Origin of the sequence: Devosia sp. CN2-171 (genome assembly GCF_049354815.1) — a bacterium.
GTDB lineage: Bacteria > Pseudomonadota > Alphaproteobacteria > Rhizobiales > Devosiaceae > Devosia_A.
In genome coordinates this window covers 2,351,791-2,374,202 of sequence record NZ_CP186479.1, presented here as the reverse complement: position 1 = coordinate 2,374,202, position 22,412 = coordinate 2,351,791, and the positions used below count along the sequence as shown (strand labels likewise).

Below are 22,412 nucleotides of genomic sequence, written 5' to 3'. Positions count from 1 at the left end.
CGCGCTGCCCTGTGACTTACTGGCCGTAGACGTAGCCGGCGGCTACCATCTCATCCAGTTTGGCCTGCATGTTGGCAGCGGCCTGCTCCGGCGTCTCGGCGCCGCCCATCATGGTCTGGATCTCGCGCTGGATCGTCTCGGTCAGCTCGCGCGGCCAGACCCAATCGAGGAACTTGGAAGTTGGCAGGTAGGTCGCGAGATCCTTGGCGATCGGCGTATCGACACCCGGCACACCCTTGTTCGACGTCGCGATCGGCGAGATCGGCTCGAGCATCACCTTGGCCTGAGCGTCCTCCGAAGCGTAGGAGATGAACGCCCTGGCGAGGTCCGGGTTCTTGGATGAGCTCGAGACGCATAGCCCCGTCTCGGCCCCGCCATAGGCGACCGGAGTGCCCGGCTGGCTCTCGTATTTGGGGAACTTGAACACGCCCCAGTCGAAGGTGGCGTTAGTGGTGAGACCCGGGACGTCCCACGATCCGCCGAAGTAGGCTGCGGCGCGGCCGGAGAGGAACACCGACTTCATCGCCTCCTCGTCGAGCTCGTTCGACTGCGGATCGAGCAGCCCATCCTTCACCCAGCCATAGGCGAGCTTCAGCGCCTCGACACTGGGCGCATCGGTGAATTTGGCCTCGCCCTTGAGCGTCGCCTCGACCAGTTCCAGTTGCTTGTTGCCGGTCGTCTGCGACAGCGAGCTCATGTAGTAGAGCGGCCACATCCAGGCGTTCTTGCCCTGGTGCACCACCGGGATCACGCCGAGCGCAGTGAGCTTCGGCGCGGCCGCAACGAACTCTTCGTAGGTGGCAGGCGCCGTGATGCCGGCCTTCTCGAACAGCGCCTTGTTGTAGAAGAAGGTGGTGACGTTGACGGCCGACATCGGCACGCCCCAGACCTTGCCGCCCACCGTGAAGTTCGACACCGCGCCATCGATGAAGCGATCACCCATCGAGGCGACGATGTCGTCGACCGGCAAGATGAGGTTCAGGCGTGCATAGGATGTGTTCACCGGATTGGCGGCGCAGAGGATCACATCGATCTGGTCGCCGGCGAGCACCGCATTGCGCAACCGGCTCAGCCCATCGGTGATCGTGCCGCCCGAATTGATCGTGACGTCGGTGACTTCAGGATGCTGGGCGATGAAGCCGGCTTTGAGCTTGGCCAGCACCTCATCGTTCACCTCTTCGGATGCGCCCGGCGCCAGCGTGTCCCAGGTGCTGGGCCCGAAGATAACCAGCGTTTCGGCTTGTGCGGGCATGGCGGCGAGCATGGCGGTGATGGCTGTTGCGCCCAGCAGGGCTGCGAGTGATTTGGGCATGACGGTTCCCCTGATGCAGACGACGGTTTCTTAAGAGGTCTAGAGTAATAGACCTCATCTTGCATGTTTGATGGGACGGTGCAAGAGCCAGTCGCAAACGGTTCTGCACGACGCCGACATTCGCGAAGTGCTAAGATCCAGGCATCTGCTGCCAACGCACGTCCAACGACGGAGGGGTGCCGTGATGAAGGCCGTGATCGAACCGGTGCTCGCCCCCACACAGGCGATTCTCGGGACCTGACATCATGAGCGACGGGCAGCATGAGTCGGGTCAACTCGCGCGACCGGGCGGCGCGGCCGGCCTGCTGACACCGCCCATGCTGGTGCCGATCAGCGCCTTCTTTCTTGGTGCCACCCTGCTGCTCCTCCGTGCCGATCTTGACCGTATGCCGGCCATGGTCGAGGTCGCGCTCTCCATGGGCATCATTGGGCTGGTGGTCTGGACTGTATTTGTCGCCCTTGGCCATGCCGAGGCGATCGCGCAGCGGATCGGCGAGCCCTATGGCACGCTGGTGCTGACCATGGCGGTGACCGCGATCGAAGCGTCGGTAATCGTCTCGGTGACGCTGCACGGCGATGCGAACCCGACGATCGCGCGGGAGTCGGTGTTCTCGACAGTGATGATCGTCACTTCTGGTGTCGTCGGCTTCTGCCTGGTGCTCGGCGGGTTGCTCCATCGCCAGCAGGAGTACAAGCGGCTCGGCACCGGCGCCTTGCTCGCGGTGGTGATCGCCCTCTCGGTGCTGACGCTGGTGCTGCCCAATTTCACGCTCACCGCTGCACCGGGCAGCTTCTCCGCTGTCCAGCTTGCCTTCGTCAGCATGCTCTCCGTGCTGCTCTATGGCAGCTTCGTCTATGCGCAGATGACGCGGCAGCGCGAGGACTTCCTCGACGATGTGACGCCGGCCGTCGAGGAGCCTCATACCCCACCGCCGCATGTCCCACCACTGCATGGCCTGCCGCTAAGCCTCGCAATGCTCGCGCTGGGCCTCATCGGCATCGTGATGCTTGCCGAGCACATCGCGGCGGGGCTCGAAGGCGGGCTCGAAGCCCTGCATATCGGCCAGGTCGACGCGATCGTCGGCGCCTTCATCGCCACACTGGTGTTGATGCCGGAGACGGTTGCCGCTCTCCGCGCGGCGATGCGCAACGAGCTGCAGCGCAGCCTCAATATCGCGCTGGGCTCGGCCTGCGCCACCATCGGGCTGACCGTGCCCGTCGTCGCCGCGGTGAGCCTCATTACCGGACACCAGCTCACGCTGGGGCTCGGCGCCGGCGACACCGTGCTCCTGCTGCTCTCGCTGGGCATCAGCATCGTCAGCTTCAGCCAGGGCCGCACCACCGTGCTGACCGGCCTCGTCCATCTCGTCGTGTTCGTCGCCTACCTGTTGCTGATTGCGGTTCCCTAGCTGAACCAACGGCTGCGGCAGTGAATAAAGGGATGCAATCACCTGAAGTAGTGATGGCGCCGACGCCATAACCGGGCACTATCGGCACAATAGGCCGGTCAGATTCCCTCCGACGGGGGTGGCGATGTTCAACGACACGATGCTCGATCCTGCCGGACCTGTTTCGGCCGTGACCAGAGATCTGTTCTTCGATGCCATCGGGCTGATGCTGGTCGTCATCGTGCCGGTATTCGTTTTCACCGGGCTGATCCTCTGGCGCTATCGGGCCAGCAACACCGCGGCGAAGTACGCGCCCGATTGGGCCGGCTCGCGTGTCATCGAGATTGCCATCTGGTTCATGCCGGTGCTGATCGTCGTCATGCTGTGGTTCGTCGTCTGGGCCCGGACGCATGAGCTTGATCCCTACAAGCCGCTTGCCAGCACCCAGCCGCCCCTCGTGGTGCAGGCGGTGGCGCTCGATTGGCAGTGGTTGTTCATCTATCCCGAGGACAACGTCGCCTCGGTCAACCGGCTCGTCTTCCCCGTGGGGCGGCCGCTCACGCTGGAGATCACGTCCGACACGGTGATGAACTCGCTGTCGATCCCGGCGCTGGGCGGGCAGATCTACGCGATGGCGGGGATGCAGACCCGGCTCAACCTCCTCGCGGATCGAGCTGGCACCTATCACGGTCGCAACACCATGTTCAGCGGCGATGGTTTTTCGGCGCAGAGTTTCTCCGCCGAGGCCGTCGATGTCACGGGTTACGACACTTTTCTCGCCAAGGCGCGGGCGGGCGCCATTGCGCTCGACCAGCCGGGCTTCGAGGCGCTCGCGGCGCCGACGATCGCCGGTCCGGTGAGGCTCTATTCGAGTGTCGCGCCGAACCTCTTCCAGACCATCATTTCTTCGCACGGCTCGATGCCGCACACGGCGGCGGGCAGCGCGCCGGCAGAGGAAGCCATGACGCATGCGGAGCACGCGCAATGAACTGGAGCTTCCTGTTCGGTAACCTGACCCTCGACGCATTGCCGTTCTACAGCCCGATCGCCGCCGGCGGCGCGGGTGTCATCGTCGTCGGCGGGCTGGCCGTCCTCGCCATCGTCGCGAAGCTGAACGCCTGGGGTTACCTCTGGCGCGAGTGGCTGACCTCCACCGATCACAAGCGGATCGGCATGATGTACGTCATGCTCGCGATGGTGATGCTGCTGCGCGGCTTCGTTGATGCGTTGATGATGCGCGCGCAGCAGGCCATCGCCATGGATGCGCCGGGCTATCTGACACCCGATCACTTCCAGCAGATCTTTTCCTCGCACGGCACCATCATGGTGTTCTTCATGGGCATGCCGTTCCTGTTCGGACTGATGAACTACGTCGTGCCGCTGCAGATCGGCGCGCGCGACGTGGCGTTCCCCCTGCTCAATGCGATCAGCCTGTGGCTCACCGCTTCAGGTGCAGCACTGGTAATGGCCTCGCTGGTGATCGGGGTGTTCTCGACCGGCGGCTGGACCGGCTACCCGCCCTATACCGAGCTCAGCTTCAGCCCGACGGTCGGTGTCGATTACTGGATCGTTGCGCTGCTGATCGCGGGCACTGGCACCACGCTGAGCGGCGTCAACTTCATTGTCACCATCTACAAGATGCGGGCGCCGGGCATGAAGCTGATGCAGATGCCGCTGTTTTGCTGGACAGCCCTCTGCGCCAGCCTGCTCGTCGTCTTCGCCATACCGGGCCTCACCGTTGCCGGCGGCCTGCTCGGCCTCGACCGCTATTTGGGGATGCACTTCTTCACCAATAACGGTGGCGGCAACGTCATGAACTACGCCAACCTGTTCTGGATCTTCGGCCACCCCGAGGTCTACATCCTGATCCTGCCGGCCTTCGGCATCTTCTCGACCGTGATCCCGGCCTTCGCGCAGAAGCGGCTCTTCGGCTACACGGTGCTGGTCTATGCCACCATGTGCATCGCCGTGCTGAGCTTCACGGTGTGGGTCCACCACTTCTTCACCATGGGCGCTGACGCCAACGTCAATGCGTTCTTCGGCATCATGACGATGGTGATTGCGGTGCCGACCGGGGTGAAGGTCTACGACTGGATCCTCACCATGTTCCGCGGCCGCATCCGGTTCGAGACGCCGATGCTGTGGTCGATCGCCTTCATCCTGACCTTCGTCATCGGCGGCATGACCGGCGTGATCCTGTCGATCCCGCCGCTCGATTACGTGTTCCACAACACGCTGTTCCTGATCGCGCATTTCCACAACATGCTGATCCCCGGCATGCTGTTCGGGCTGTTTGCCGGCTATGCTTTCTGGTTCCCCAAGGCGACCGGGTTCCAGCTCGATGAGAAGTGGGGCCGGCGGGCGTTCTGGTTCTGGGTGGTGGGGTTCTACCTCGCCTTCATGCCGCTCTACGTGCTCGGCTTCATGGGCGCGGTGCGGCGCATGACCTACTACGACCAGCCGGAGTGGCAGATCTATTTCATCGTCGCGGCGATCGGGGCGCTTTCGGTGCTCTGCGGCATCGGCTGCCAGATCGTGCAGCTTGTGGTGTCGATCCGCAATCGCAAGCTGACCGAGAACTTCGCCGGCGACCCGTGGGATGCGCAGACGCTGGAGTGGTCGGCCTCGTCGCCGCCGCCCGAATACAACTTTGCCGTGCAGCCGGTGATCGCGTCGCTCGATGCGTTTCGCGAGATGAAGGACAGAGGCACGCCCTATGTCTGGCCCGACCGCTACGAGGACATCGAGGTGCCGCGCAACAGTGTGACCGGGTTGGCGCTCGGCGCCTCGGCCTTCATCCTGGGCTTTGCGGTGGTCTGGCACATCTGGTGGCTCGCAACGCTCGGGCTCGTCGCCGTTATCGGCACCATTATCGCCCGAAGCTTTGCCACCAACACAACCCGCGTCATCCCAGCGGCTGAGGTCGCCGAGATCGAGGGCCGCTGGAAACAGGCTGTGCTTGCGCGCACGGGGGCCGCGACATGACCGACCTCTTGCAGCACCCGGGCATCAACCTCGCCCACGCCAGTCCCGAGGACGCCCGGCACACCGAGATCAGCGTCTTCGGCTTCTGGACCTTCCTGATGAGCGACGCGATCATCTTCGCGCTGCTGTTCGCCACCTACGCCACGATGGTCAACCGCACGGCTGGAGGACCGACGGGCCCGGAGCTGTTCGACATCACCAATGCCTTCATCGAAACGATGGTTCTGCTGGTCTCGAGCTTCACCTTCGGCATGGCTGCGGTAGCGCTCAAGGAAGGGCGCGGCAGGTCGATCGTGCTCTGGCTGGTGGTAACGCTGGCGCTCGGATTGGGCTTCATCGGGCTCGAGCTGCGGGAGTTCCTCGGCCTCATCGCCAAGGGCGCCACGGCTCAGACCAGCGGGTTCCTCTCGAGCTTCTTCGTGCTGCTGTCGACGCACGGGCTGCATGTGCTCGTCGGTTGCGTGTGGCTACTCGTGATGCTGGTGCAGCTCGCTGTGTTCGGACCGACCCGACACGTGCGTTCGCGGCTGCTGAGGCTCGGCCTCTTCTGGCACTTCCTCGACCTGGTGTGGATCGTGATCTTTACAGTCGTCTATCTTCCCGCGGTGGCAGCATGAGCGGGGCATGGGAAGGCGATCAGGCGGCGCAGGGAGTGCCGCAGCCGGGGACTGACGCCCGGCGCGAACGCGGCAGGTATCTCTGGGGTCTCGGGCTTGCCGTGGTGCTGACAGCGGCGGCCTTCGGACTCGCGGCCTTCAAGCTGCTGACTGGCGGCGCGCTGCTTGCCGCAATCGGGGCGCTGGCGCTGGTCCAGATCGTGGTGCAGTTCCGCTTCTTCCTTCACATCGACCTGTCGCGGCAGAAGCGCGAGGACCTGCAGCTGATCCTGTTTACTGGGCTGCTGGTGCTGCTGATGGTGGGCGGCAGTCTCTGGATCATGGCCAGCCTCGATGCCCGCATGATGGGCTGAGGCGGGCTCGTCAGCGGCAGTTGCTGGCGGCCGGCGTGCCGGCGACCAGGTCGCCCAGCCACTGGATGAAATGTGGCGCACCTTCCTTGGCGGCCGTCATGTGATCGACGCCGGGCATCACCTGCATCGATACGTTGGAGCCGGCCTTGCAGCTCTCGGCGAAGTAGCTGGCGGTAACCGACTCCGGCACCGTCTGGTCCTTGTCGCCCTGAAGCAGCAGTACCGGCATCCCCTTGTGCAGTGGGCCGATGGTATTGGTGTCCATCAGGCCCTTCCATGGTTCGAGCGCGGTGATGTCGTCGACGGACAGGAAGCCCTGCATCAGTTCCTCGCCATCGATGTAGCGCGCCGGCAGATCCTCGATGGTCTCGAGGCAGACCTGCGCCAGCGCGTCCACCACCGGCATGGCCTTCGGCTCGACCACTTGCGTGATCGGTGCGTCGAACACCTCGTTCCAGGAGTAGAGCGTCATGGCGAGCAGGTTCTTGCCACCCCCGGTGTTGAGGTCGTCGCGGAGCAGCTGCGCGAGAATGGTGGCTGGGGCCGCTGCGCCGACACCGAGCAACTTTACATCGGGCGCGTAGTCGGGGGCGAGCTTGCCGGCGAAGAGCACGGCCTGCCCGCCCTGCGAGTGGCCCCACACCGCGGCATAGGCTGAGGTGCCACCCATCAACTCGCGCGCGGCCCGGATCGAATCCAGCACCGCACGGCCCTCGCTCTCGCCCACGAGGAATGGCTGCGGCCCGGGCGTACCGAGGCCGGGATAGTCGGTGGCGGTGACGACATAGCCCTCCTGCATCAAGGCTTCGAGGCCCTGCACCTGATCGGTGCCGAAGCCGGCGACCGAGGGGGCGCATTTGGGCACGAGGCCGCTGGTCGGATGTGCCCAGGCGACGATCGGCCAGCCGCCGGCCGGCTCGTCACCGCCGGGGACAAAGATCATGCCGGAAACCGCAATAGGCTCGCCCTTGACGCCAACTGAGCGGTAGAGCACGCGATACTTGCTGCCGCCGTAAGGGGAGACGTCGATCTTCTCGTTCCGGATCAGCGAGCCCGGCTTGCCGTTCGCAATCGCAGCCGGGTCGGCGGTGTAAAACGCCGTCTGCGAAGCGGCGCCAAAGCACGATGCGGCAAGGATCAGTCCGCTTGCCATCAGCACAGCCAAACTACGCAGCATGGTCGTTCCCTCTTGTCGGCCGCTTCGTCGGCGGCGCCCTCGTCAGCTCGCGCTGTCCTCCCGATGGAGCGCGGCGAACAATAGTCCCAGCGCGTTGGGCAGGAAATAGATCATACCGCCCAGTTGGTTGGAGAGGGGCATGGTCTTGGCTTCCCACGACAGGAAGTAGTCGCCGGCGATGACCATGAAGCCGACGCCCCAGATCAGCACCGCAAACAGGCACCCCAGCATCATCCAGGCCTTGCCCTTGTCGAACTTGGCCGTGCTGCCGAAGAGGTTCAGCACCATCACCACCAGCCCGATGAGGCCGCAGATGCCAGCCAGGGTCTCCACCGTCATGATGCCGAGGAGCCCGACGGGCGCCGCCCACGGCAGAGTAATGGCGCGCGCCTGCTGCAGCGGGTTGCCGTAGGTATTGGTCATCTCGATCATGGGCTTGACCGCGTTGACGACGGTATCGTTGAAATCCGTCGCGTCATTGAGCAGGCCGAGAAAGCCCCAGAGCGTCGGGAACAGCGCAAAGACGATCAGCGACAGCCGGGTCACGTTGCGGGTGTTCACCAGGGACGCCGGGGCGCCCTTCGCCGTCACATCAGTCGTGGTCATGTCCAGTCCCCTTGTTTGACGAGGGGCCGGCCCCGCGGTCGGCCCGATGCAAATCAACTGACGCGGTTCGCGGTGATCTTGGAAGACTGCTCACCCTTGACGCTCGGGTAGTCGGTGCGGCTCACTTTGCCGATAAAACCCGGCCGGCGCAAATCATCGAATCGACCGGCGAGGCAACACCATTACCGCACGAAAGTGCTCGCCAGGTCGACGCCGATGATCCTGCCGCTCGCATCCCGGCTGAACTTGCCATTGCCGGTCACGTCGCCGCCCTTGACTGTATAAGCGCGGCGGCGGGCGGGGGAGGCGGGTTAGCGGTGGATCGGCTCCTTGCGGTGCCAGTTGTCGAGCTTGCGCGAGGGCTTGTGCGGCTGCATTGCCCATTCGATGCCGTTGCCGATCACATGCTGGACCATGGGGTTGTGATAGATCGGGAAGGTCTCGTGGCCGGGCGAGAAATAGAAGATGCGGCCGAGGCCACGATAAAATGTCAGGCCCGAGCGGAACACTTCGCCACCCTTGTACCACGAGAGGAAGATGATCTCGTCGGGCGCCGGAATATCGAAGGGCTCGCCGTACATCTCCGAGGCCGGAATCTCGAAGAAGGGCGGCACGCCCTCCGCGATCGGATGGTTGGGAAGAATGGTCCAGACGCGTTCCAGATCGCCCTCGGGCAGCTCGCGCCAGCTCAGGTTGGCATTGGTCCCGACCATGCGGCGGAACATCTTCGAATGATGGCCCGAATGCAGCACGACAAGGCCCATGCCGGCCAGCACGCGCTGCTGCACGCGGTCGATATACTCGTCCTTGACCTCGTCATGGGCGACATGGCCCCACAAGGTCAGGACGTCCGTGCGGTCGAGCAGTTCCTGGGCCAGCCCCTGTTCCGGATCGTCGATCGAGCGGCGCTCGATCGTGAAGTCGCGGTCCTTGAGGCCGGCAGCCAGCGCCCCATCCATGCCGTCGGGATAAATCCTCGCGACCGGCGGGTCGTTCTTTTCGTGGCGGCCTTCGTTCCAGATGGTCAGGCGAATAGTCACTTCAAGCTCCAAATACTCACGCCGCGATGACGCGGCCGGATTGGTCGAACAGGTGGAAGGCGTGGTGGTTCATGGCGAGCTGCACCGGCTCGCCCGGGCTCATGGCGAGGTCGCCCTGCACACGCACCAGCAGCGTCGCCTCGCCGCTCTGCACATTGAGGTAGGTCTCGGCGCCCAGCCGCTCGACAATGGCGACGGTCGCGGCAAAGTCGGCCTTGCTGCCGGCATCGACGGGCCGGATTTCCTCGGGCCGGAGGCCGAGCGTCACGCGCTCGCCGATCTTGCCCGCAAGCGACCGGCCCGGCAGCGGCACCGACCAGCCGGCATCGGCGACAAAGGTCGACGCCCCGCCATCGCCGCCGATGGTCCCCGAGAGCAGGTTCATCTTCGGCGAACCGATGAACCCGGCGACGAACGTATTCATCGGGCTGCCGTAGAGGGCGATCGGCGTATCCCACTGCTCGACCCGGCCCTGGTTCAGCACCACGATGCGCGAGGCCATGGTCATGGCTTCCACCTGGTCATGCGTCACGTAGACGATGGTGGGCTTCAGCTCCTGATGGAGCTTCTGCAGCTCGGCCCGCATCTGCACACGTAGCGCCGCGTCGAGGTTCGACAGTGGCTCGTCGAACAGGATCACCCGGGGCCGCTTGATGATGGCGCGGCCGATGGCGACGCGCTGCCGCTGCCCGCCCGACAGCGCCGCCGGCCGGCGGTCGAGCAGTTCGGAGAGCTGCAGCAGCTCCGCCACCCGGCCGACCTCGCGGCTGATCTCGGCCTTGGGCACCTTCTTCAGGTCGAGCGAGAAGCCGATATTCTGCGCCACCGTCATATGCGGGTAGAGCGCGTAGGACTGGAACACCATGGCGATGCCGCGCTGGTCGGGCGGCACGTCGTTGATGCGCTTGCCGTTGAGGATCAGGTCGCCGCCGTCGATGGTCTCGAGCCCGGCAATCATGCGCAGCAGCGTGGACTTGCCGCAGCCCGAGGGGCCGACGAACACGGTGAACTCGCCATCGGCAACGGTGATGTCCACGTCGTGGATCACCTGCATGTGGCCGTAGCGCTTGTTCACGCCTTTGAGTTCGATCATGGGAGTGGACATCGCTAGCCTTTGACGCCGCCGGAGAAGGTCTGGACGAGGAACCGGCGGGCAAAGCTGAAGGCGATGACCGCAGGGATGAGGTAGACAACGGCGATCGCAGCCAGGAGCCCGTAGTCGATCTCGTTGACCCGGAGGAAGGCGCGGAACAGCCCTAGCGGCAGGGTGTTGAGTTCGGCCGACGACAAGAGGATCAACGGCAGCAGGAAATCGCCCCAGGCCGACATGAAGGTGAAGAGCCCGGCCGCCGCGAGGCCCGGCAGCGCCAGCGGGATCAGCACCCGGCGGATGCGTTGCGCAAGGTCGAGAACGGATAGGCATAGATCTCGCCATCGGCCGACCACAGGGCCAGCGCGCTCTCGGTTACGTCCGCCAGGTTGTAGTCAGCCGCCCCCTCGAATGTTGCCTTGAGCGGGCTCAGCGCGCCCGACCTGACGAAATCGCCTGCCGTGGTTTCGAGGATCCAGGCGAGATCGGGCGCATTGCCGCCGGCGATCTGCGTGGTGAGCGTTGTGGTGTAGCCGTCGAAGGGCAGCGAGTCGAAGGTGACGCTCACATCGGGATGCGTCGCCGTGTAGGCGGCGGCGATCTCGTTGAAGAGCGCCAGATGCGCCTCGTTGGCGCTCCAGATCGCCATGCGGATGTCTTCGGCCACGGCGGGAATGGCCGCCATCGGGATCGCGATGCCGGCTGCGAGAGCCGCCATCCTCAGGTCCAGTAGTTTCATTTCACGTTCCTCCCTGTGAGATTGGTTCAGTAGCCCCGCACGTCAGGCCAGCGGGTTTCGATGCCCTCCGCGTAGAGCCGGGATTGGAAATCGGCGACTACGGCGTCGTCGGCCTGCACCAGGTGCGGCGTGACGCCGTGGTTGAGGCAATAGGCGGCGAGCAGGCCCGCGACCTCGCCGATGTTCCACTCGACCGGATGCAGACGGTAGCAGCCGTTGGTGATGTGGGTGGTGCCGATGGTCTTGCCGGCCGGGATAAGGTTCGTCGTGCGCTGCGGCAGCAGGGCGCCGAGCGGGATCTCGAACGGGCACGAGGCGACGTCGATATAGTTGTCGCCGCCGGTCGAGGGATGGAGGTCGATCCGGTACATGCCGATGCCGACGCTGTCGCGATAGTTCACCGCCCCCGCCTCGCCGCGCAAGGCGTACGAGAGGTCCTGTTCGACCACGGTGGTTACCGCCTTGATGCGGCGGCTCTCGCGGATATAGGGCGCCATGGCGAGGCCATGGCTGGTGCCGGTGACATCACCGCGCAGCCGAAGGCCCGGAAACCCCTGTCCACCATCCTCGCGCGGGGCCTCGGTCTGCAGCCAGTAGAACACCGAATAGGCGAGTTCGGCCGCTTCGCCGATGCGATGGTTGTAGACGTCCTCGGGCACATCGATGATCGGCTGCTCGAAATAGTCCAGCATCGGCCAGTTTACGAGGCAGATGTCCGACGCGTAGGCGCCCGGCACGAAGTTGCGTCGTGCTGCGATGCGCCGGAAGGTCCAGAGGTTGCCGTCGCCGGGGTTCCTGCGCTGGTCGGCATCGACCAGCGTCGGCTCATCGTCGGGGTTCGGCGTGAAGGTACGCGTCACGGTCTCGAGCGTGCGCGGATGCGGCCCGACGAAGCCGATCAACGGCCCGCCCCAGAAGCTCGGTTGCACCGCCCGCCACTTGTCGTAGTTCTTCGGCTTGTCACCCACCTGGTTGCCGTCGACATGGTCGATGGCAAAGCAGATCGACACCGCCTGCGAATTGGTCGGTTGCGCCTCCGGGGGTGCCGAGGGCTCGTCGGTGTCGCGCTGGCTCTCAAAGCCGGTAACATACTCGGTGCCGGTCATCGGTAGCAGGTCACCCAGTTCGGTGGCCTCGATGATATACTTGCCGGTAACAACGATCCCGTTGCCGCTGTCACGATGTCTCAGCGTCACGGCGCGCACGCGGTCGCCGTCCATCTCGGCCGAGGCCGGCTTGTAGGGCTGCAGCACCGTGAGCTTGCCCCCCGCTCGGTAGGGCATCAGCATCGCCTCCATCACCGCGAGGCCGACGCGCGGTTCGTGGCAGAGCCGGGACACGAACCCGGCACCCGGATTGAGGTCGCCCCAGGCGCGGCTCTTCTCGGTCAGCGGATAATGGTTGCGATAGTACTGGCGGATGCCGTTGCGCAGGGCGCGGTAGGAGCGGGTGATGCCGAACTGCTCGACCCAGCTGTGCTCGTCCGGCGGCACGGCCTGGCTAGTCATCTGCCCGCCGATCCAGTCGAACTCTTCCGTCATCACCACGGAACGGCCCGAGCGGAGCGCGCCCAGCGCCGCCGCCACGCCGCCGAGTCCGCCACCGATGATCGCGATATCTGCCGAATATTCTTTCACTTCAAATCCGTCGGTGATTGGAGGATGGGACCGAGGGTGTCGCCCTCGACCGGCTCGCACGCGAGCAGCACCTGCTCGCCCTTGGACCCGGCCTCGATCCGCTCGCAGAGCATCTGCGTGGCGCGTCGCGCCATCTCTTCGCGCGGGATCGAGAAGGTGGTGAAGCGCGTCCCCGACTGCATCGGCCGCAAATGGCTGCCGAGCACGACGATCGAGAGGTCGCCGGGGACCGAGAGGTTTTGCGAGCGCGCCGCCGCATCGACGACGACCGCGTCGGCCAGTTCGGTGAAGAAGGCAACTGTTGCGCCGGACTTTCGGATCGCCTCGAGCATCGGCAGCGCTTTGCCCCCGACTTCGGGGAGGTGCAGTGCGAGATCCGCCGCATCGATCACCGAGTTCAACCCCAGCCAGCGATCGACCGAAGACTCGGCGCCCTTGCTCGGCCCGACATAGGCGAGCTTCGTATGTCCCTTGGCCCGAGCGCGGCGCACCATCTCGGCGGTTGCCGTCACATAGTCGGCGCCGACAAACGGCACCGGTGCCCCGACCGGATCGCGGCGACCGACCGCGACAAACGGATAGTCCCCGGCAACCAGCTTCTTCAGCTCGGCGCGGTCGAACTCGCGGCCGAGGATGACGCAGCCATCGGCCAGCCGCAGCCGGTTGTTCTCGTGGAAGATCTGGCGCTTGCCGCGATTGGCTGGCGCGCCGGTGAGCAGCAGCAGGTCGTAGCCCAGTGTCTGCGCCGTCTCCTCGATGCCGAACAGGAACGGCGCGAAGAAGTCGGCCTGCGCGCTCGGAAACGCCGGCTCGTAAGTGAAGACGCCGAGGATGCGGTTGAGGCCCTTGGCCATGCGCCGGGCGATGGGGTCGGCGACATAGCCGGTCTCGCGAATGGCCTTGTGCACCCGCTCCCGCGTCTCGTCAGGGATGCGCCCGGCGGCCGCCTTGGCGTCGTTCAGCACCAGCGACACCGTCGCCTGGCTGACGCCGGCAATGCGGGCAATGTCACGCTGCGTAAGCCGCCCCACCTTGGCCAAACACCCCTCCCAGGTCTGCTAATGCGTATTAGCTGCTAATGCGTATTAACAAACAAGCGCCGGAAGAGTCAACGGGGCCCGTGAGCAGCGGTGCGCCGTGTCTGTTGAAGCCTGACAACGCCGTCATTGGAGTGTCACGTGACGCGCCTAAAGCCTCCGCCGATCGTGCGGAATGTTTCGTTCGCACGATTGTCACAATGGAATTTCCATTCCGTTTTTTACTTGCCAGCGGGCCCAGCCGGAATAGTCTTCGCTCCGGAAGGCCGGCACAGATCGGCCTGCCGCAGGTAGCCCCTGCAAGGCGAACATGGGAGAAAAGCGATGAAACGTCGTGCGTTTATGCTGTCCGTCGGCGGTGCTGCCGCGGGCATCGTGCTGCTGCCGCGTATGGCCTTTGCCGAGGCCGGTCGGATCGACTGGTACACCTCGTCGGACCAGAACATCCTCGATTTCTGGACCAATTTCGTGAAGCCGGGCTTTGAGGCCGCCAATCCGGGCGTGACCCTCAACCTCGTCGACGCGGGTGACGGTGCCGGGCAACTGGCGATCGCCGATCGCGCACTTGCCGCGCTGCAGACCAAGACCGATCCGCAGGCCGACTATTTCGAAACGGGCGATCCGCGCCTCCCGGCCGGCGCCATCGACGCCGGGCTCTATGTGAACATCAAGGAAGCCGGCCTCTCGAACTATTCCAAGATCAACCCGCTGGCGATCGACACCGACTACTCGGTGCCCTATCGCGGCTCGCAGGTGCTGCTCGCCTACGACACCACCAAGCTTGCTCCGGCCGATGCGCCCAAGACCTGGGCCGACCTCGTCACCTGGATCAAGGCCAACCCCGGCCAGTTCATCTACAATCGTCCCGACAAGGGCGGTTCGGGTGGCAACTTCGTCCGTCGCGCCATCTATGAGGCGAACGGCAAGGACCCGAAGGCCTTCACCGTCGACAACTTCACCCCCGAAGCCGCCGAGAAGGCCCTGACACCGGCCTGGGCGATCCTCCAGGATCTAGCCTCGTCGCTGTTCGACAATGGCGCCTACACTTCGGGCAACACCCAGTCGGTCCAGCTGCTCGGCCAGTCGGCCGTGACCATGATCCCGGCCTGGTCCGACCAGGCGATCCAGGCGATCAATACCGGCGTCCTGCCCGAGACCACCGGCCTCGTCCAGCTCTCCGACCTCGCCCTGCCAGGCGGCTTCTCGCGCGGCATCATCCTCGCCAATGGCGTGAACAAGGATGCGGCACTGAAGCTCGCCGATTACGTGCTTTCGGAAGAGGTCCAGTCGGCCGTGCTCGCCGAACTCGGCGGTTTCCCTGGCGTGCAGTGGGACTATGTCAGCCAGGAGCTGCGGCAGAAATACGCCGACGTGATCCCGACCACCATCCCGTCCTTCCCAGCAGGCGAGTGGGAGAAGGCGATCAATGACGGCTGGTATCGCAACGTGGCCCCGAACGTGGACCGCAACGCGTGAGCCTGACGCCGGCGAACGACATCGTCGGCCCAAAATTCGGCAGGGGGCTCACGGGCCTCCTGCTGGTCGCCGTTCCGGTGCTGCTGGTCATCTGGATGATCATCTGGCCGATCATCTCGGCGATCGGGCGAACGATCTGGCTGCCCAATGACGGCGGCGGACGGAGCCTGTCGTTCGAGACCTACCGGTTCTTCTTTTCCGATCAGTACAGCCTCAACAATCTTTATGTGACGCTGTGGACGACGGCGGTATGCGCCATCTTCCTCGTGCTGATCTGCCTGCCGATCGCGCTCTATCTGCGCTTCGCCAAGGGCCGACTCGCCGCTTATGTGCAGGGGCTGGCGATCTTTCCGATGTTCGTCCCCTCGATCATCCTCAGCTACGCCGTCATCCGGGTGCTCGGGCCGAACGGCACGGTGGACCTGCTCGCCAACGCTGTGGGGCTGCCCAAGATCCGCTCGCCCTACCTCACCCCGTGGGGTCCGGTGATCGGCCTCGTCTGGGACAATATCCCGTTGACCGTGCTGATTCTGCTGTCGGGGCTGGGCAATGTCTCCAACCAGTCGATCGAGGCGGCGCGCGACGTCGGTGCCGGCCGCGTTGCGGTGCTGTGGCACATTATCCTGCCGCGGATCGGCAACTCGATCCTCGTGGCCGTGAGCTTCACCGTACTCGGCATCTTCTCCTCATTCACGCTGCCTTACGTGCTCGGCCCCGCCGCGCCCGAAATGATGGGCCCGTTCATGCAGCGCACCTTCCGCGATCTCAACGATCCGACCAACGCCATCACCCAGGCGGTCATCGCCTTCGGCTTCTGTATCGTGTTCGGGCTGTTCTACGTCCGCTCCGTCGCCAAGAACCGAGCTCCCTGACATGGCGCGCGTGTTGACCGAGCGGCGGATCGATTGGACCGGTATCGTCTTTGCCGTGTTGCTGACACTGGTCATCGTCTTTCCCCTCATCGTCGTCGGCACCTGGGCCTTCGCCAATGTGTGGCGCTATCCCTCGGTGATCCCGCAGGAATTCGGGCTGCGCTACTGGGGCATGACGCTGGCGCGCGCCGACGTCTGGAGCTCGATCTCGATCAGCCTGCTGCTCTCGACCGTGGTAACCGTGCTTTCTGCTGTCATATGCCTGCCCGCCGCCTACGCCTTCGCGCGGCTCGAGTTTCCGGGCCGGAGCGTGCTGTTCTTCTCCTTCCTCGCTGGTCAGGCCTTTCCGAAATTCGGTCTTCTCGTCGCCATTGCCGGCATTTTCCTGCAGCTCAATCTCATCGGCACCTTCTGGGGCGTGGTGCTGATCCAGCTGGTGGGCACGCTCCTGTTCATGATCTGGATTCCCGTGGCCGCCTTTCAGGCGGTGGACCGGCGCATGGAGGAAGCGGCACGCGACGTCGGCGCCTCGCCCCTGCGCGTATTCTGGTCGATCACCCTGCCGCAGGCAGGGCCGACCATCGCCGCGGCGGTCCTCCTGAGCTTTGTCGGCACCTTCTACGAAACCGAGGGCGCTTGGCTGATCGGCGCACCTGCGATCCGCACGCTGCCCGTGCTGATGATCAGCTTCATCAACAACCAGCCCGTCATCCAGTTCGGCGCCGTGCTGTCGGTGCTGCTGTGGATCCCGAGCTTCATCGCATTGCTGTTCGCGCGCCGCGTCATCAACTCGGGCAGCTTTGCCCGCGGCTTCGGCGGCTAGGAGAGAGATGTCCGTTCTCGAAATCAGGAACGTCACCAAGGCCTTCTCGACCACGCGGGCGGTCGACGATTTCAACCTGACGGTCGGCGATGGCGAGCTGGTCTGCCTGCTCGGGCCGTCCGGCTCCGGCAAGTCGACATTGCTGCGTATGATCGGTGGTTTCGAGACCCCGACCTCCGGCCTGATCAGCATCGACGGCGACGATGTCACCCGCGTGCCGCCGGAGCGGCGGCCGACCGGAATGGTGTTCCAGAGCCATGCGCTGTGGACCCATATGAATGTCTTCAAGAACCTCGCCTTCGGTCTGAAGCTCCGCCGCCTCCCCGAGGCAGAGATCAAGCGCAAGGTTGAGGCCGTCCTCGATCTTGTCGGTCTCGGCGGCTACGGCACCCGCATGACGACGCAGCTCTCCGGCGGACAGCAGCAGCGCGTGGCGCTGGCGCGTTCGCTGGTGCTCGAGCCCAAGATTCTGCTGCTCGACGAACCGTTCGCCAGCCTCGACCAGCACCTCCGCGAACGTCTGCGCGAAGAGGTGCGGGACATCCAGCAGCGGCTGAAGATCACGACGCTCTTCGTGACCCACGGCCAGGACGAAGCACTCGCGCTCGCCGATCGCATCGTCGTCATGCGCGACGGACGGACCGAGCAGATCGCCCGGCCCGATGTCGTCTATCGCGAGCCCGAAACGCCCTTCGTCGCCGGCTTCATCGGCACCATGAACCTGATCGAGGGCGCTGTGCTCGGTGGCAAGTTCGATCATGTCGGCTTCGCTGTGCCGCTGCCGGTCTCCGACGGCCCTGCAACGCTCGCGGTGCGTCCCGAGGCGCTGGAGATCGTGCCCGCGCCGGACTCCGCGGCAAAAATCCACCGGGTCACGGACTATGGCACCCACGCCGTCGTCGATATCGACCTGCCCGATGGTGTCCGGCTCAAGGCCATGACACCGGACGCCCGCCTCTGGCAGGCGGGACAACCAGTGGCGCTGAAACCGCGCGCCTTTGCCGCCTATCGCGACAACGCTCTCCTCCACCGCAGCAACTGACGAGTCTTCCCATGGCCGACGCGATCTCCGTCATCCGCAACGGGCACCAGACCTTTTTCAAGTGGCACCGTGGGCGGCGGCAGGCGAGCGATCCGGTTTTCACCGGTCGCCGCATCCTCGAGGGCATGAAGCTGGGCGCCAGCGTCGAGGTCGACCTCGTGATCCATGCCGACAATGGCATGGCAGTCCTCCACAACATGTCCCTGGAGCGGGAAACCACCGGCACAGGACTGGTTCGCGAGACATTCGCCGCGGTGCTCCGTGATCTCAACCTGCGCGGCAATGACGGTGCCCCGATCGCCGACAAGGTCATGCTGCTCGAGGACCTCGCGCAGCTCATCGCGCGCGACGGTGCCCATCCAGACGGGCTGCTGCAGCTCGACTACAAGGAGGATGCGGCCGCGCTCACTCCGCAGGTGATCGCGAACTTTGCCGAGGCGCTGCGGCCGGTGGCGCGGCACTTCATCCTGTCGTCGGGAGACGCCGAGGCGGTGCGGCTCCTGAGCGAGAACGTGCCGGGGCTGCGGATCGGCTACGACCCCTGCCACAAGGGCGCGCTGGAGCGGCTGATGGCGACACGCGACTACGCGGCATTCGTCGCCGACGCGGCGGCCGCTTCGCCGAAGTCGGAGCTCGATTATCTCGAGTACCGGCTGGTGCTGGAAGCAGAGCGGGATGGCTTCGACATCATCGCGGCGTTCCATGCCCACGGCCGGCGGATCGACGCCTACACGGTGAAGCTCGCCGATACCGAAGGCATGGCCGTGATCGAGCGCCTGCTCGATCTCAAGGTTGACCAGATCACCACCGACGATCCGGAAGGCGTCGCGGCGCGGCTGAACCAGCCTGCGGCATCGGCGTAGCGCAACCGGGGTGGGCGAGCCGCTTCCGGCCCGCTAGCCTTGTCGCATGTGGCACGACCTCAAGCAGATCATCGTCGACGGCACTGGAATCGAGGGCAGTGGACTGCATGTGTTGATCGCGGTCGCCGTGTTCTTCGCCGTCTATCTCGTGACACGAAGGGGCGGCATTGCGTTTGCCGTCGCCGTTGCGATGCAAGTGCTAAACGAAGCGCTCGACGTCGCGGGTGACCTGCTGGTCCGCCGCGACTTCCGGGCGCTGGAGGCCATCGAGGATACCAGCATCACTGCGCTCACGGCGGCAATCCTCTGGGGACTGGTGGCGCTGATGCGGCGGCTCTCGCGCTAAGCAGGATCCTTCTTCGGCACATCCTTCAAATGCTCCATCAGGAACGCATGCGTCGCCTTGTTGGCGACGATCATGGCGCCGGTACGCTCGTAATACTCCGGTCCGCGTCCCCACCAGTCGGTCACCACGCCCCCCGCTTCCTGCACCAAGAGGATACCGGAGGCGGTATCGACGAAGCCGGTCTCTTCGAAGTAGCCGGTAAGGCGGCCCATCGCGACATAGGCGCAGGAATTCGCGGCGCTGCCGACGATGCGCACGGCACCGATCGGCGCGCGGATCGCGTCGAGCCGCTGGTAGGCGCCTGAATAGAGCGACAGCCCCGGCGTCGGCAGGCCCGTCCCAACGATCATCAGCCCGGTGTCCGCCTGTTCCGAAACCTTGAGGCGCTCGCCATTCATGAACGCGCCTTGTCCCGGCAGCGCGGTGAACATCTCGTCGGCATCGGGGTTGTAGAGCACGCCCGCCACCGTCTCGTTGCCGCGGCGCAGCGCGATCGAGATGGTGTAGTCCATGCCATTGATAAAGTTGGTGGTGCCATCGATCGGATCGACCAGCCAGCGATACTCTTGGTCCGCCTTGTCGACCGGCGGGAACTCCTCGCCGGTAAAGCTCCAGTCCGGGTAGCGCGCGAACAACTCCTTGCGGATCAGCAGCTCCGATTGCTTGTCAGCCTCGGAGACGAAATCTGCTGGTCCCTTTATGCCGATCTCAATGTCGCGGAAGTGCTTGAAATGGCTCTGCGTAATGGCGCCGGCCGCGCGGGCCACGGCCACCATGTCGTCGAGGATATTGTCGTGCGAAAGGGACATGAATCACTCACCCGGGGTTCGCCCCGAAGCTAGCCCAGTGACATGTCACAATCGCGCAAAACCGTGCCCGGCTCGACGGTTTTTTGGGGGCTGTTCCTCGTCGTCCCACCCGAGACCGCACCTCCGGGTATGCTCGGAGTCCCAAGGCTTGTTCCTCTGTCTCTAAATGTCGGTCGGCCGTCTGCAAGGCTTCCAGAGCTCTCATTCATCCCTCTAAATGCCCGGACCTTGCCGACCGTTTGCACGAGAGGATCCGGACCATGACGAACGGACGCAGCGACGAGATCGATCGTCGAGACTTCATGCTCGCATCCGTCGGCGCCCTCGGCGCGGCGGCAACCCTGATGGCCGGGCCGGCCCAGGCGCAGGACGCAACGACGCAGCGGGCAGCCTCGGGCGCAGGCGCAGGCGGCACCGTGTTCACCGGCGACATAATCGACGGCAAGCAGGTGATCAGCGCGCTCGATATTTCCGATCTCGAGCCCGGCAGACACAACTTCTATTTTCGCGGCGCCCAGATGCCGACGGGCCAGCACTGGTATGTCTCGGTGAGCGTGGCCAAGGGCGCGGCGCCCGGCAAGCGCGTCGGCCTGATCAGCGGCGTCCACGGCGACGAGATGAGCCCGATGCACACCCTGCAAACGGTGATGAATCAGCTCGATCCCACGGCAATGTCCGGCTCGGTGGTCGCGGTGTTCGACCTGTCGCGGCCGGCGGTGGAGGCGATGTCGCGGCGCTGGCACAGTTCGGGGCGCGGGATCGATCTCATCGACATCAACCGGGTGTTTCCGGGCAACGAGAACGGCCCGGAAATCTCGACGCGCCATGCGGGCCTCGTGTTCAACCGGCTGCTCAAGCCCAATCTCGACTACGGCCTCGATTTCCACACCGCGGCGACCGGCATGGACGCGACCGCCTTCCACCTCGCGCGCATGGACCTGCCGGAAGTGCGCGCAATGGCGGAGCTGTTCCCCATCGACCAGATCTTCGACAATTTCGGCGAGAACGGCCTGCTCGCCAATGCACTGATCGATGCCGGCATCCCGGCCCTCACGCCCGAGATTGGCCGGCCGAGGATATTAGACCTCGCCATGATCGAGCTCTTCGTCGAAGGCACGATGAACGTCCTCAAGCACCACGGCATCATCGCCGGGCCAATGGGGCGAACCGGCGCGGATTCCAACATCTTCGTGGCCGACGGCATGCTGCCGATCCTGGCGACGCGTGGCGGCTTCGTCGAATTGCTGGTCGAAATCAACGACGTGGTGACCGAGGGCCAGAAGCTCGCCATCCAGCGCAACACCTTCGGAGAAGTCGTCGCCGAGTACACCGCGCCCCGTGCCGGCGAGATCGGGGCACGGCGGACCGACGCTACGGCGGAAGAGGGGACGCCGATCGTCTTCATCATCTTCGACAGCGCCACCCCGGTCGGCGGCGATGTCATCGTCGAGTAGCGCTGCGAGGCTGCGCGTGCACAGCCGGTCAAGGGAGAGACTAGCCGTGACCATGACCCGATTCATGCGAGGGGCGGGGATATGCTCGGTGGCGACGGCGCTGCTGATCACGGGCGGTGCCCAGGCCGCCGGCCTTACGGCGCGCGGCAACGAGCCCAGCTGGAATGTTCAAGTCACCGATCAGGCCATCATCTTCAACACGATAGACGGTCCGACCGTGTCGGTTGAGCCGGTGCCGGCGGCAAAGACAGCGAACGAAGTGATCGTCTACGCCGCAGCCGTCGACGGCAAGCCATTCGCGCTTGTCGTCGCCGACAAGATCTGCAGCGACAGCATGACGGGAATGCCGTTTCCCAAGACCGTGGCCGTCGTCGTCGGCGAGCAAGCCTATATCGGCTGTGGTGGCGAGTCCCTCAGCCTCCTCCTCGGCGACTGGCAGGTCGAGGAGATCGGCGGGCAAGCAGTGGTCGCAGGGTCCGACACCTCCATTGCCTTCGACCTCGATGGTCGAGTACACGGCAATTCCTCCTGCAACCGCTTCTTCGGCAGCTTCGCGCTGAGCGGCGAGGCGCTGACGATATCGAACACGGGCGGCACCATGATGGCCTGCGACGATGGCCTGATGGAACAGGAGCAGCGCTTCCTCACGGCGCTCGCGACAGTCCGGCGCTTCGAGAGAACACCGGAAGGGCGGATGCGCCTGGTCGATGACAATGGTCGTGCTGTCGTGAGCGTGCGGGAGTGAC

22 protein-coding genes and 1 pseudogene are annotated in these 22,412 nt (G+C 64.9%); 13 read left to right on the top strand and 10 right to left on the bottom strand.

The window, feature by feature from the left end; translation table 11 throughout:
• Positions 1-16: 16 nt before the first annotated feature.
• On the bottom strand, positions 17-1,312 hold the full coding sequence (locus tag ACOYW5_RS11740) for an ABC transporter substrate-binding protein (protein WP_423065073.1): 1,296 nt from the start codon (positions 1,310-1,312) through the stop codon (positions 17-19).
• Between the two features lie 245 nt (positions 1,313-1,557).
• Between ACOYW5_RS11740 and ACOYW5_RS11735 the strand changes: the two genes are divergently transcribed.
• From ACOYW5_RS11735 to cyoD, 5 genes are all read left to right on the top strand, one after another.
• Positions 1,558-2,721 carry a calcium:proton antiporter gene (locus ACOYW5_RS11735; protein ID WP_423065072.1) on the top strand — a complete coding sequence of 388 codons (1,164 nt, stop codon included), beginning with the start codon at positions 1,558-1,560 and terminating at the stop codon, positions 2,719-2,721.
• Positions 2,722-2,845: 124 nt separating this feature from the next.
• On the top strand, positions 2,846-3,688 hold the full coding sequence (cyoA, locus tag ACOYW5_RS11730) for a ubiquinol oxidase subunit II (protein WP_423065071.1): 843 nt from the start codon (positions 2,846-2,848) through the stop codon (positions 3,686-3,688).
• Positions 3,685-5,685 (top strand): cbb3-type cytochrome c oxidase subunit I, encoded by a 2,001-nt coding sequence (locus ACOYW5_RS11725; RefSeq protein ID WP_423065070.1) that lies wholly within the window; start codon positions 3,685-3,687, stop codon positions 5,683-5,685. Before cyoA ends, ACOYW5_RS11725 begins: the two co-directional genes overlap by 4 nt.
• A complete protein-coding gene (gene cyoC, locus ACOYW5_RS11720) occupies positions 5,682-6,302 on the top strand; it encodes a cytochrome o ubiquinol oxidase subunit III (RefSeq protein WP_423065069.1) in 621 nt (206 codons plus the stop codon). The genes ACOYW5_RS11725 and cyoC overlap by 4 nt, the downstream gene beginning before the upstream one ends.
• Complete coding sequence (gene cyoD, locus ACOYW5_RS11715; protein ID WP_423065068.1) at positions 6,299-6,655, top strand: cytochrome o ubiquinol oxidase subunit IV; 357 nt, start codon at positions 6,299-6,301, stop codon at positions 6,653-6,655. The genes cyoC and cyoD overlap by 4 nt, the downstream gene beginning before the upstream one ends.
• Positions 6,656-6,665: 10 nt before the next feature.
• On the opposite strand, the gene ACOYW5_RS11710 is transcribed toward cyoD, so the two are convergent.
• The 8 genes and pseudogenes from ACOYW5_RS11710 to ACOYW5_RS11675 all read right to left on the bottom strand — a co-directional run bounded on the left by ACOYW5_RS11710 (position 6,666) and on the right by ACOYW5_RS11675 (position 13,984).
• Positions 6,666-7,832, bottom strand: coding sequence for an alpha/beta fold hydrolase (locus ACOYW5_RS11710; protein WP_423065067.1), 1,167 nt, complete (start codon positions 7,830-7,832; stop codon positions 6,666-6,668).
• Between the two features lie 42 nt (positions 7,833-7,874).
• Positions 7,875-8,438 carry a DUF2165 family protein gene (locus ACOYW5_RS11705; RefSeq protein WP_423065066.1) on the bottom strand — a complete coding sequence of 188 codons (564 nt, stop codon included), beginning with the start codon at positions 8,436-8,438 and terminating at the stop codon, positions 7,875-7,877.
• 311 nt (positions 8,439-8,749) lie between these two features.
• The gene (locus tag ACOYW5_RS11700; protein ID WP_423065065.1) at positions 8,750-9,478 is read right to left on the bottom strand and encodes a ThuA domain-containing protein; all 729 of its coding nucleotides are present in this window, start codon (positions 9,476-9,478) and stop codon (positions 8,750-8,752) included.
• A 16-nt stretch (positions 9,479-9,494) separates the two neighbouring features.
• Positions 9,495-10,571, bottom strand: a complete 1,077-nt coding sequence (locus ACOYW5_RS11695) for an ABC transporter ATP-binding protein (protein WP_423065064.1) — start codon at positions 10,569-10,571, stop codon at positions 9,495-9,497.
• A 14-nt stretch (positions 10,572-10,585) separates the two neighbouring features.
• Positions 10,586-10,882: pseudogene (locus ACOYW5_RS11690) on the bottom strand (ABC transporter permease subunit); the annotation flags it as partial.
• Positions 10,855-11,217 carry an ABC transporter substrate-binding protein gene (locus tag ACOYW5_RS11685; RefSeq protein WP_423069455.1) on the bottom strand — a complete coding sequence of 121 codons (363 nt, stop codon included), beginning with the start codon at positions 11,215-11,217 and terminating at the stop codon, positions 10,855-10,857. The gene ACOYW5_RS11685 and the pseudogene ACOYW5_RS11690, both read right to left, overlap by 28 nt.
• Positions 11,218-11,333: 116 nt before the next feature.
• Positions 11,334-12,944 carry an FAD-dependent oxidoreductase gene (locus ACOYW5_RS11680; protein ID WP_423065063.1) on the bottom strand — a complete coding sequence of 537 codons (1,611 nt, stop codon included), beginning with the start codon at positions 12,942-12,944 and terminating at the stop codon, positions 11,334-11,336.
• Complete coding sequence (locus tag ACOYW5_RS11675) at positions 12,941-13,984, bottom strand: LacI family DNA-binding transcriptional regulator (RefSeq protein ID WP_423065062.1); 1,044 nt, start codon at positions 13,982-13,984, stop codon at positions 12,941-12,943. Before ACOYW5_RS11675 ends, ACOYW5_RS11680 begins: the two co-directional genes overlap by 4 nt.
• Positions 13,985-14,305: 321 nt before the next feature.
• Here ACOYW5_RS11675 and ACOYW5_RS11670 point away from each other — a divergent pair, with 321 nt between their 5' ends.
• From ACOYW5_RS11670 to ACOYW5_RS11645, 6 genes are read left to right on the top strand one after another with little or no spacing between them, the layout of a single operon-like run.
• Entirely contained in the window at positions 14,306-15,457 is a 1,152-nt protein-coding gene (locus ACOYW5_RS11670) for an extracellular solute-binding protein (RefSeq protein ID WP_423065061.1), read from the top strand.
• Positions 15,454-16,329: an ABC transporter permease gene (locus ACOYW5_RS11665; protein ID WP_423065060.1), complete on the top strand. Its 876-nt coding sequence runs from the start codon at positions 15,454-15,456 to the stop codon at positions 16,327-16,329. The genes ACOYW5_RS11670 and ACOYW5_RS11665 overlap by 4 nt, the downstream gene beginning before the upstream one ends.
• A gap of 1 nt (position 16,330) precedes the next feature.
• Entirely contained in the window at positions 16,331-17,152 is an 822-nt protein-coding gene (locus ACOYW5_RS11660) for an ABC transporter permease (RefSeq protein WP_423065059.1), read from the top strand.
• 7 nt (positions 17,153-17,159) lie between these two features.
• Positions 17,160-18,194, top strand: a complete 1,035-nt coding sequence (locus ACOYW5_RS11655) for an ABC transporter ATP-binding protein (RefSeq protein WP_423065058.1) — start codon at positions 17,160-17,162, stop codon at positions 18,192-18,194.
• 11 nt (positions 18,195-18,205) lie between these two features.
• Entirely contained in the window at positions 18,206-19,057 is an 852-nt protein-coding gene (locus tag ACOYW5_RS11650; RefSeq protein ID WP_423065057.1) for a glycerophosphodiester phosphodiesterase, read from the top strand.
• 46 nt (positions 19,058-19,103) lie between these two features.
• Entirely contained in the window at positions 19,104-19,403 is a 300-nt protein-coding gene (locus tag ACOYW5_RS11645) for a hypothetical protein (RefSeq protein WP_423065056.1), read from the top strand.
• Here ACOYW5_RS11645 and ACOYW5_RS11640 read toward each other — a convergent pair.
• Positions 19,400-20,212, bottom strand: coding sequence for an inositol monophosphatase family protein (locus ACOYW5_RS11640; RefSeq protein ID WP_423065055.1), 813 nt, complete (start codon positions 20,210-20,212; stop codon positions 19,400-19,402). The two genes, ACOYW5_RS11645 and ACOYW5_RS11640, sit on opposite strands and share 4 nt — an antisense overlap.
• Before the next feature lie 260 nt (positions 20,213-20,472).
• On the opposite strand from ACOYW5_RS11640, the gene ACOYW5_RS11635 reads away from it, so the two are divergent.
• Both ACOYW5_RS11635 and ACOYW5_RS11630 read left to right on the top strand, forming a co-directional pair.
• The gene (locus ACOYW5_RS11635) at positions 20,473-21,666 is read left to right on the top strand and encodes a succinylglutamate desuccinylase/aspartoacylase family protein (protein ID WP_423065054.1); all 1,194 of its coding nucleotides are present in this window, start codon (positions 20,473-20,475) and stop codon (positions 21,664-21,666) included.
• 52 nt (positions 21,667-21,718) lie between these two features.
• A complete protein-coding gene (locus ACOYW5_RS11630; protein WP_423069454.1) occupies positions 21,719-22,411 on the top strand; it encodes an META domain-containing protein in 693 nt (230 codons plus the stop codon).
• The last annotated feature ends 1 nt before the right edge of the window (position 22,412 follow it).

What these genes read in the sequence shown, in the direction of transcription:
- ACOYW5_RS11740 (WP_423065073.1), bottom strand. Translation starts at nt 1,312, where the DNA reads ATGCCCAAATCACTCGCAGCCCTGCTGGGCGCAACAGCCATCACCGCC.
- ACOYW5_RS11735 (WP_423065072.1), top strand. Translation starts at nt 1,558, where the DNA reads ATGAGCGACGGGCAGCATGAGTCGGGTCAACTCGCGCGACCGGGCGGC.
- cyoA (WP_423065071.1), top strand. Translation starts at nt 2,846, where the DNA reads ATGTTCAACGACACGATGCTCGATCCTGCCGGACCTGTTTCGGCCGTG.
- ACOYW5_RS11725 (WP_423065070.1), top strand. Translation starts at nt 3,685, where the DNA reads ATGAACTGGAGCTTCCTGTTCGGTAACCTGACCCTCGACGCATTGCCG.
- cyoC (WP_423065069.1), top strand. Translation starts at nt 5,682, where the DNA reads ATGACCGACCTCTTGCAGCACCCGGGCATCAACCTCGCCCACGCCAGT.
- cyoD (WP_423065068.1), top strand. Translation starts at nt 6,299, where the DNA reads ATGAGCGGGGCATGGGAAGGCGATCAGGCGGCGCAGGGAGTGCCGCAG.
- ACOYW5_RS11710 (WP_423065067.1), bottom strand. Translation starts at nt 7,832, where the DNA reads ATGCTGCGTAGTTTGGCTGTGCTGATGGCAAGCGGACTGATCCTTGCC.
- ACOYW5_RS11705 (WP_423065066.1), bottom strand. Translation starts at nt 8,438, where the DNA reads ATGACCACGACTGATGTGACGGCGAAGGGCGCCCCGGCGTCCCTGGTG.
- ACOYW5_RS11695 (WP_423065064.1), bottom strand. Translation starts at nt 10,571, where the DNA reads ATGATCGAACTCAAAGGCGTGAACAAGCGCTACGGCCACATGCAGGTG.
- ACOYW5_RS11685 (WP_423069455.1), bottom strand. Translation starts at nt 11,217, where the DNA reads ATGGCGATCTGGAGCGCCAACGAGGCGCATCTGGCGCTCTTCAACGAG.
- ACOYW5_RS11670 (WP_423065061.1), top strand. Translation starts at nt 14,306, where the DNA reads ATGAAACGTCGTGCGTTTATGCTGTCCGTCGGCGGTGCTGCCGCGGGC.
- ACOYW5_RS11660 (WP_423065059.1), top strand. Translation starts at nt 16,331, where the DNA reads ATGGCGCGCGTGTTGACCGAGCGGCGGATCGATTGGACCGGTATCGTC.
- ACOYW5_RS11655 (WP_423065058.1), top strand. Translation starts at nt 17,160, where the DNA reads ATGTCCGTTCTCGAAATCAGGAACGTCACCAAGGCCTTCTCGACCACG.
- ACOYW5_RS11650 (WP_423065057.1), top strand. Translation starts at nt 18,206, where the DNA reads ATGGCCGACGCGATCTCCGTCATCCGCAACGGGCACCAGACCTTTTTC.
- ACOYW5_RS11645 (WP_423065056.1), top strand. Translation starts at nt 19,104, where the DNA reads ATGTGGCACGACCTCAAGCAGATCATCGTCGACGGCACTGGAATCGAG.
- ACOYW5_RS11640 (WP_423065055.1), bottom strand. Translation starts at nt 20,212, where the DNA reads ATGTCCCTTTCGCACGACAATATCCTCGACGACATGGTGGCCGTGGCC.
- ACOYW5_RS11635 (WP_423065054.1), top strand. Translation starts at nt 20,473, where the DNA reads ATGACGAACGGACGCAGCGACGAGATCGATCGTCGAGACTTCATGCTC.
- ACOYW5_RS11630 (WP_423069454.1), top strand. Translation starts at nt 21,719, where the DNA reads ATGACCCGATTCATGCGAGGGGCGGGGATATGCTCGGTGGCGACGGCG.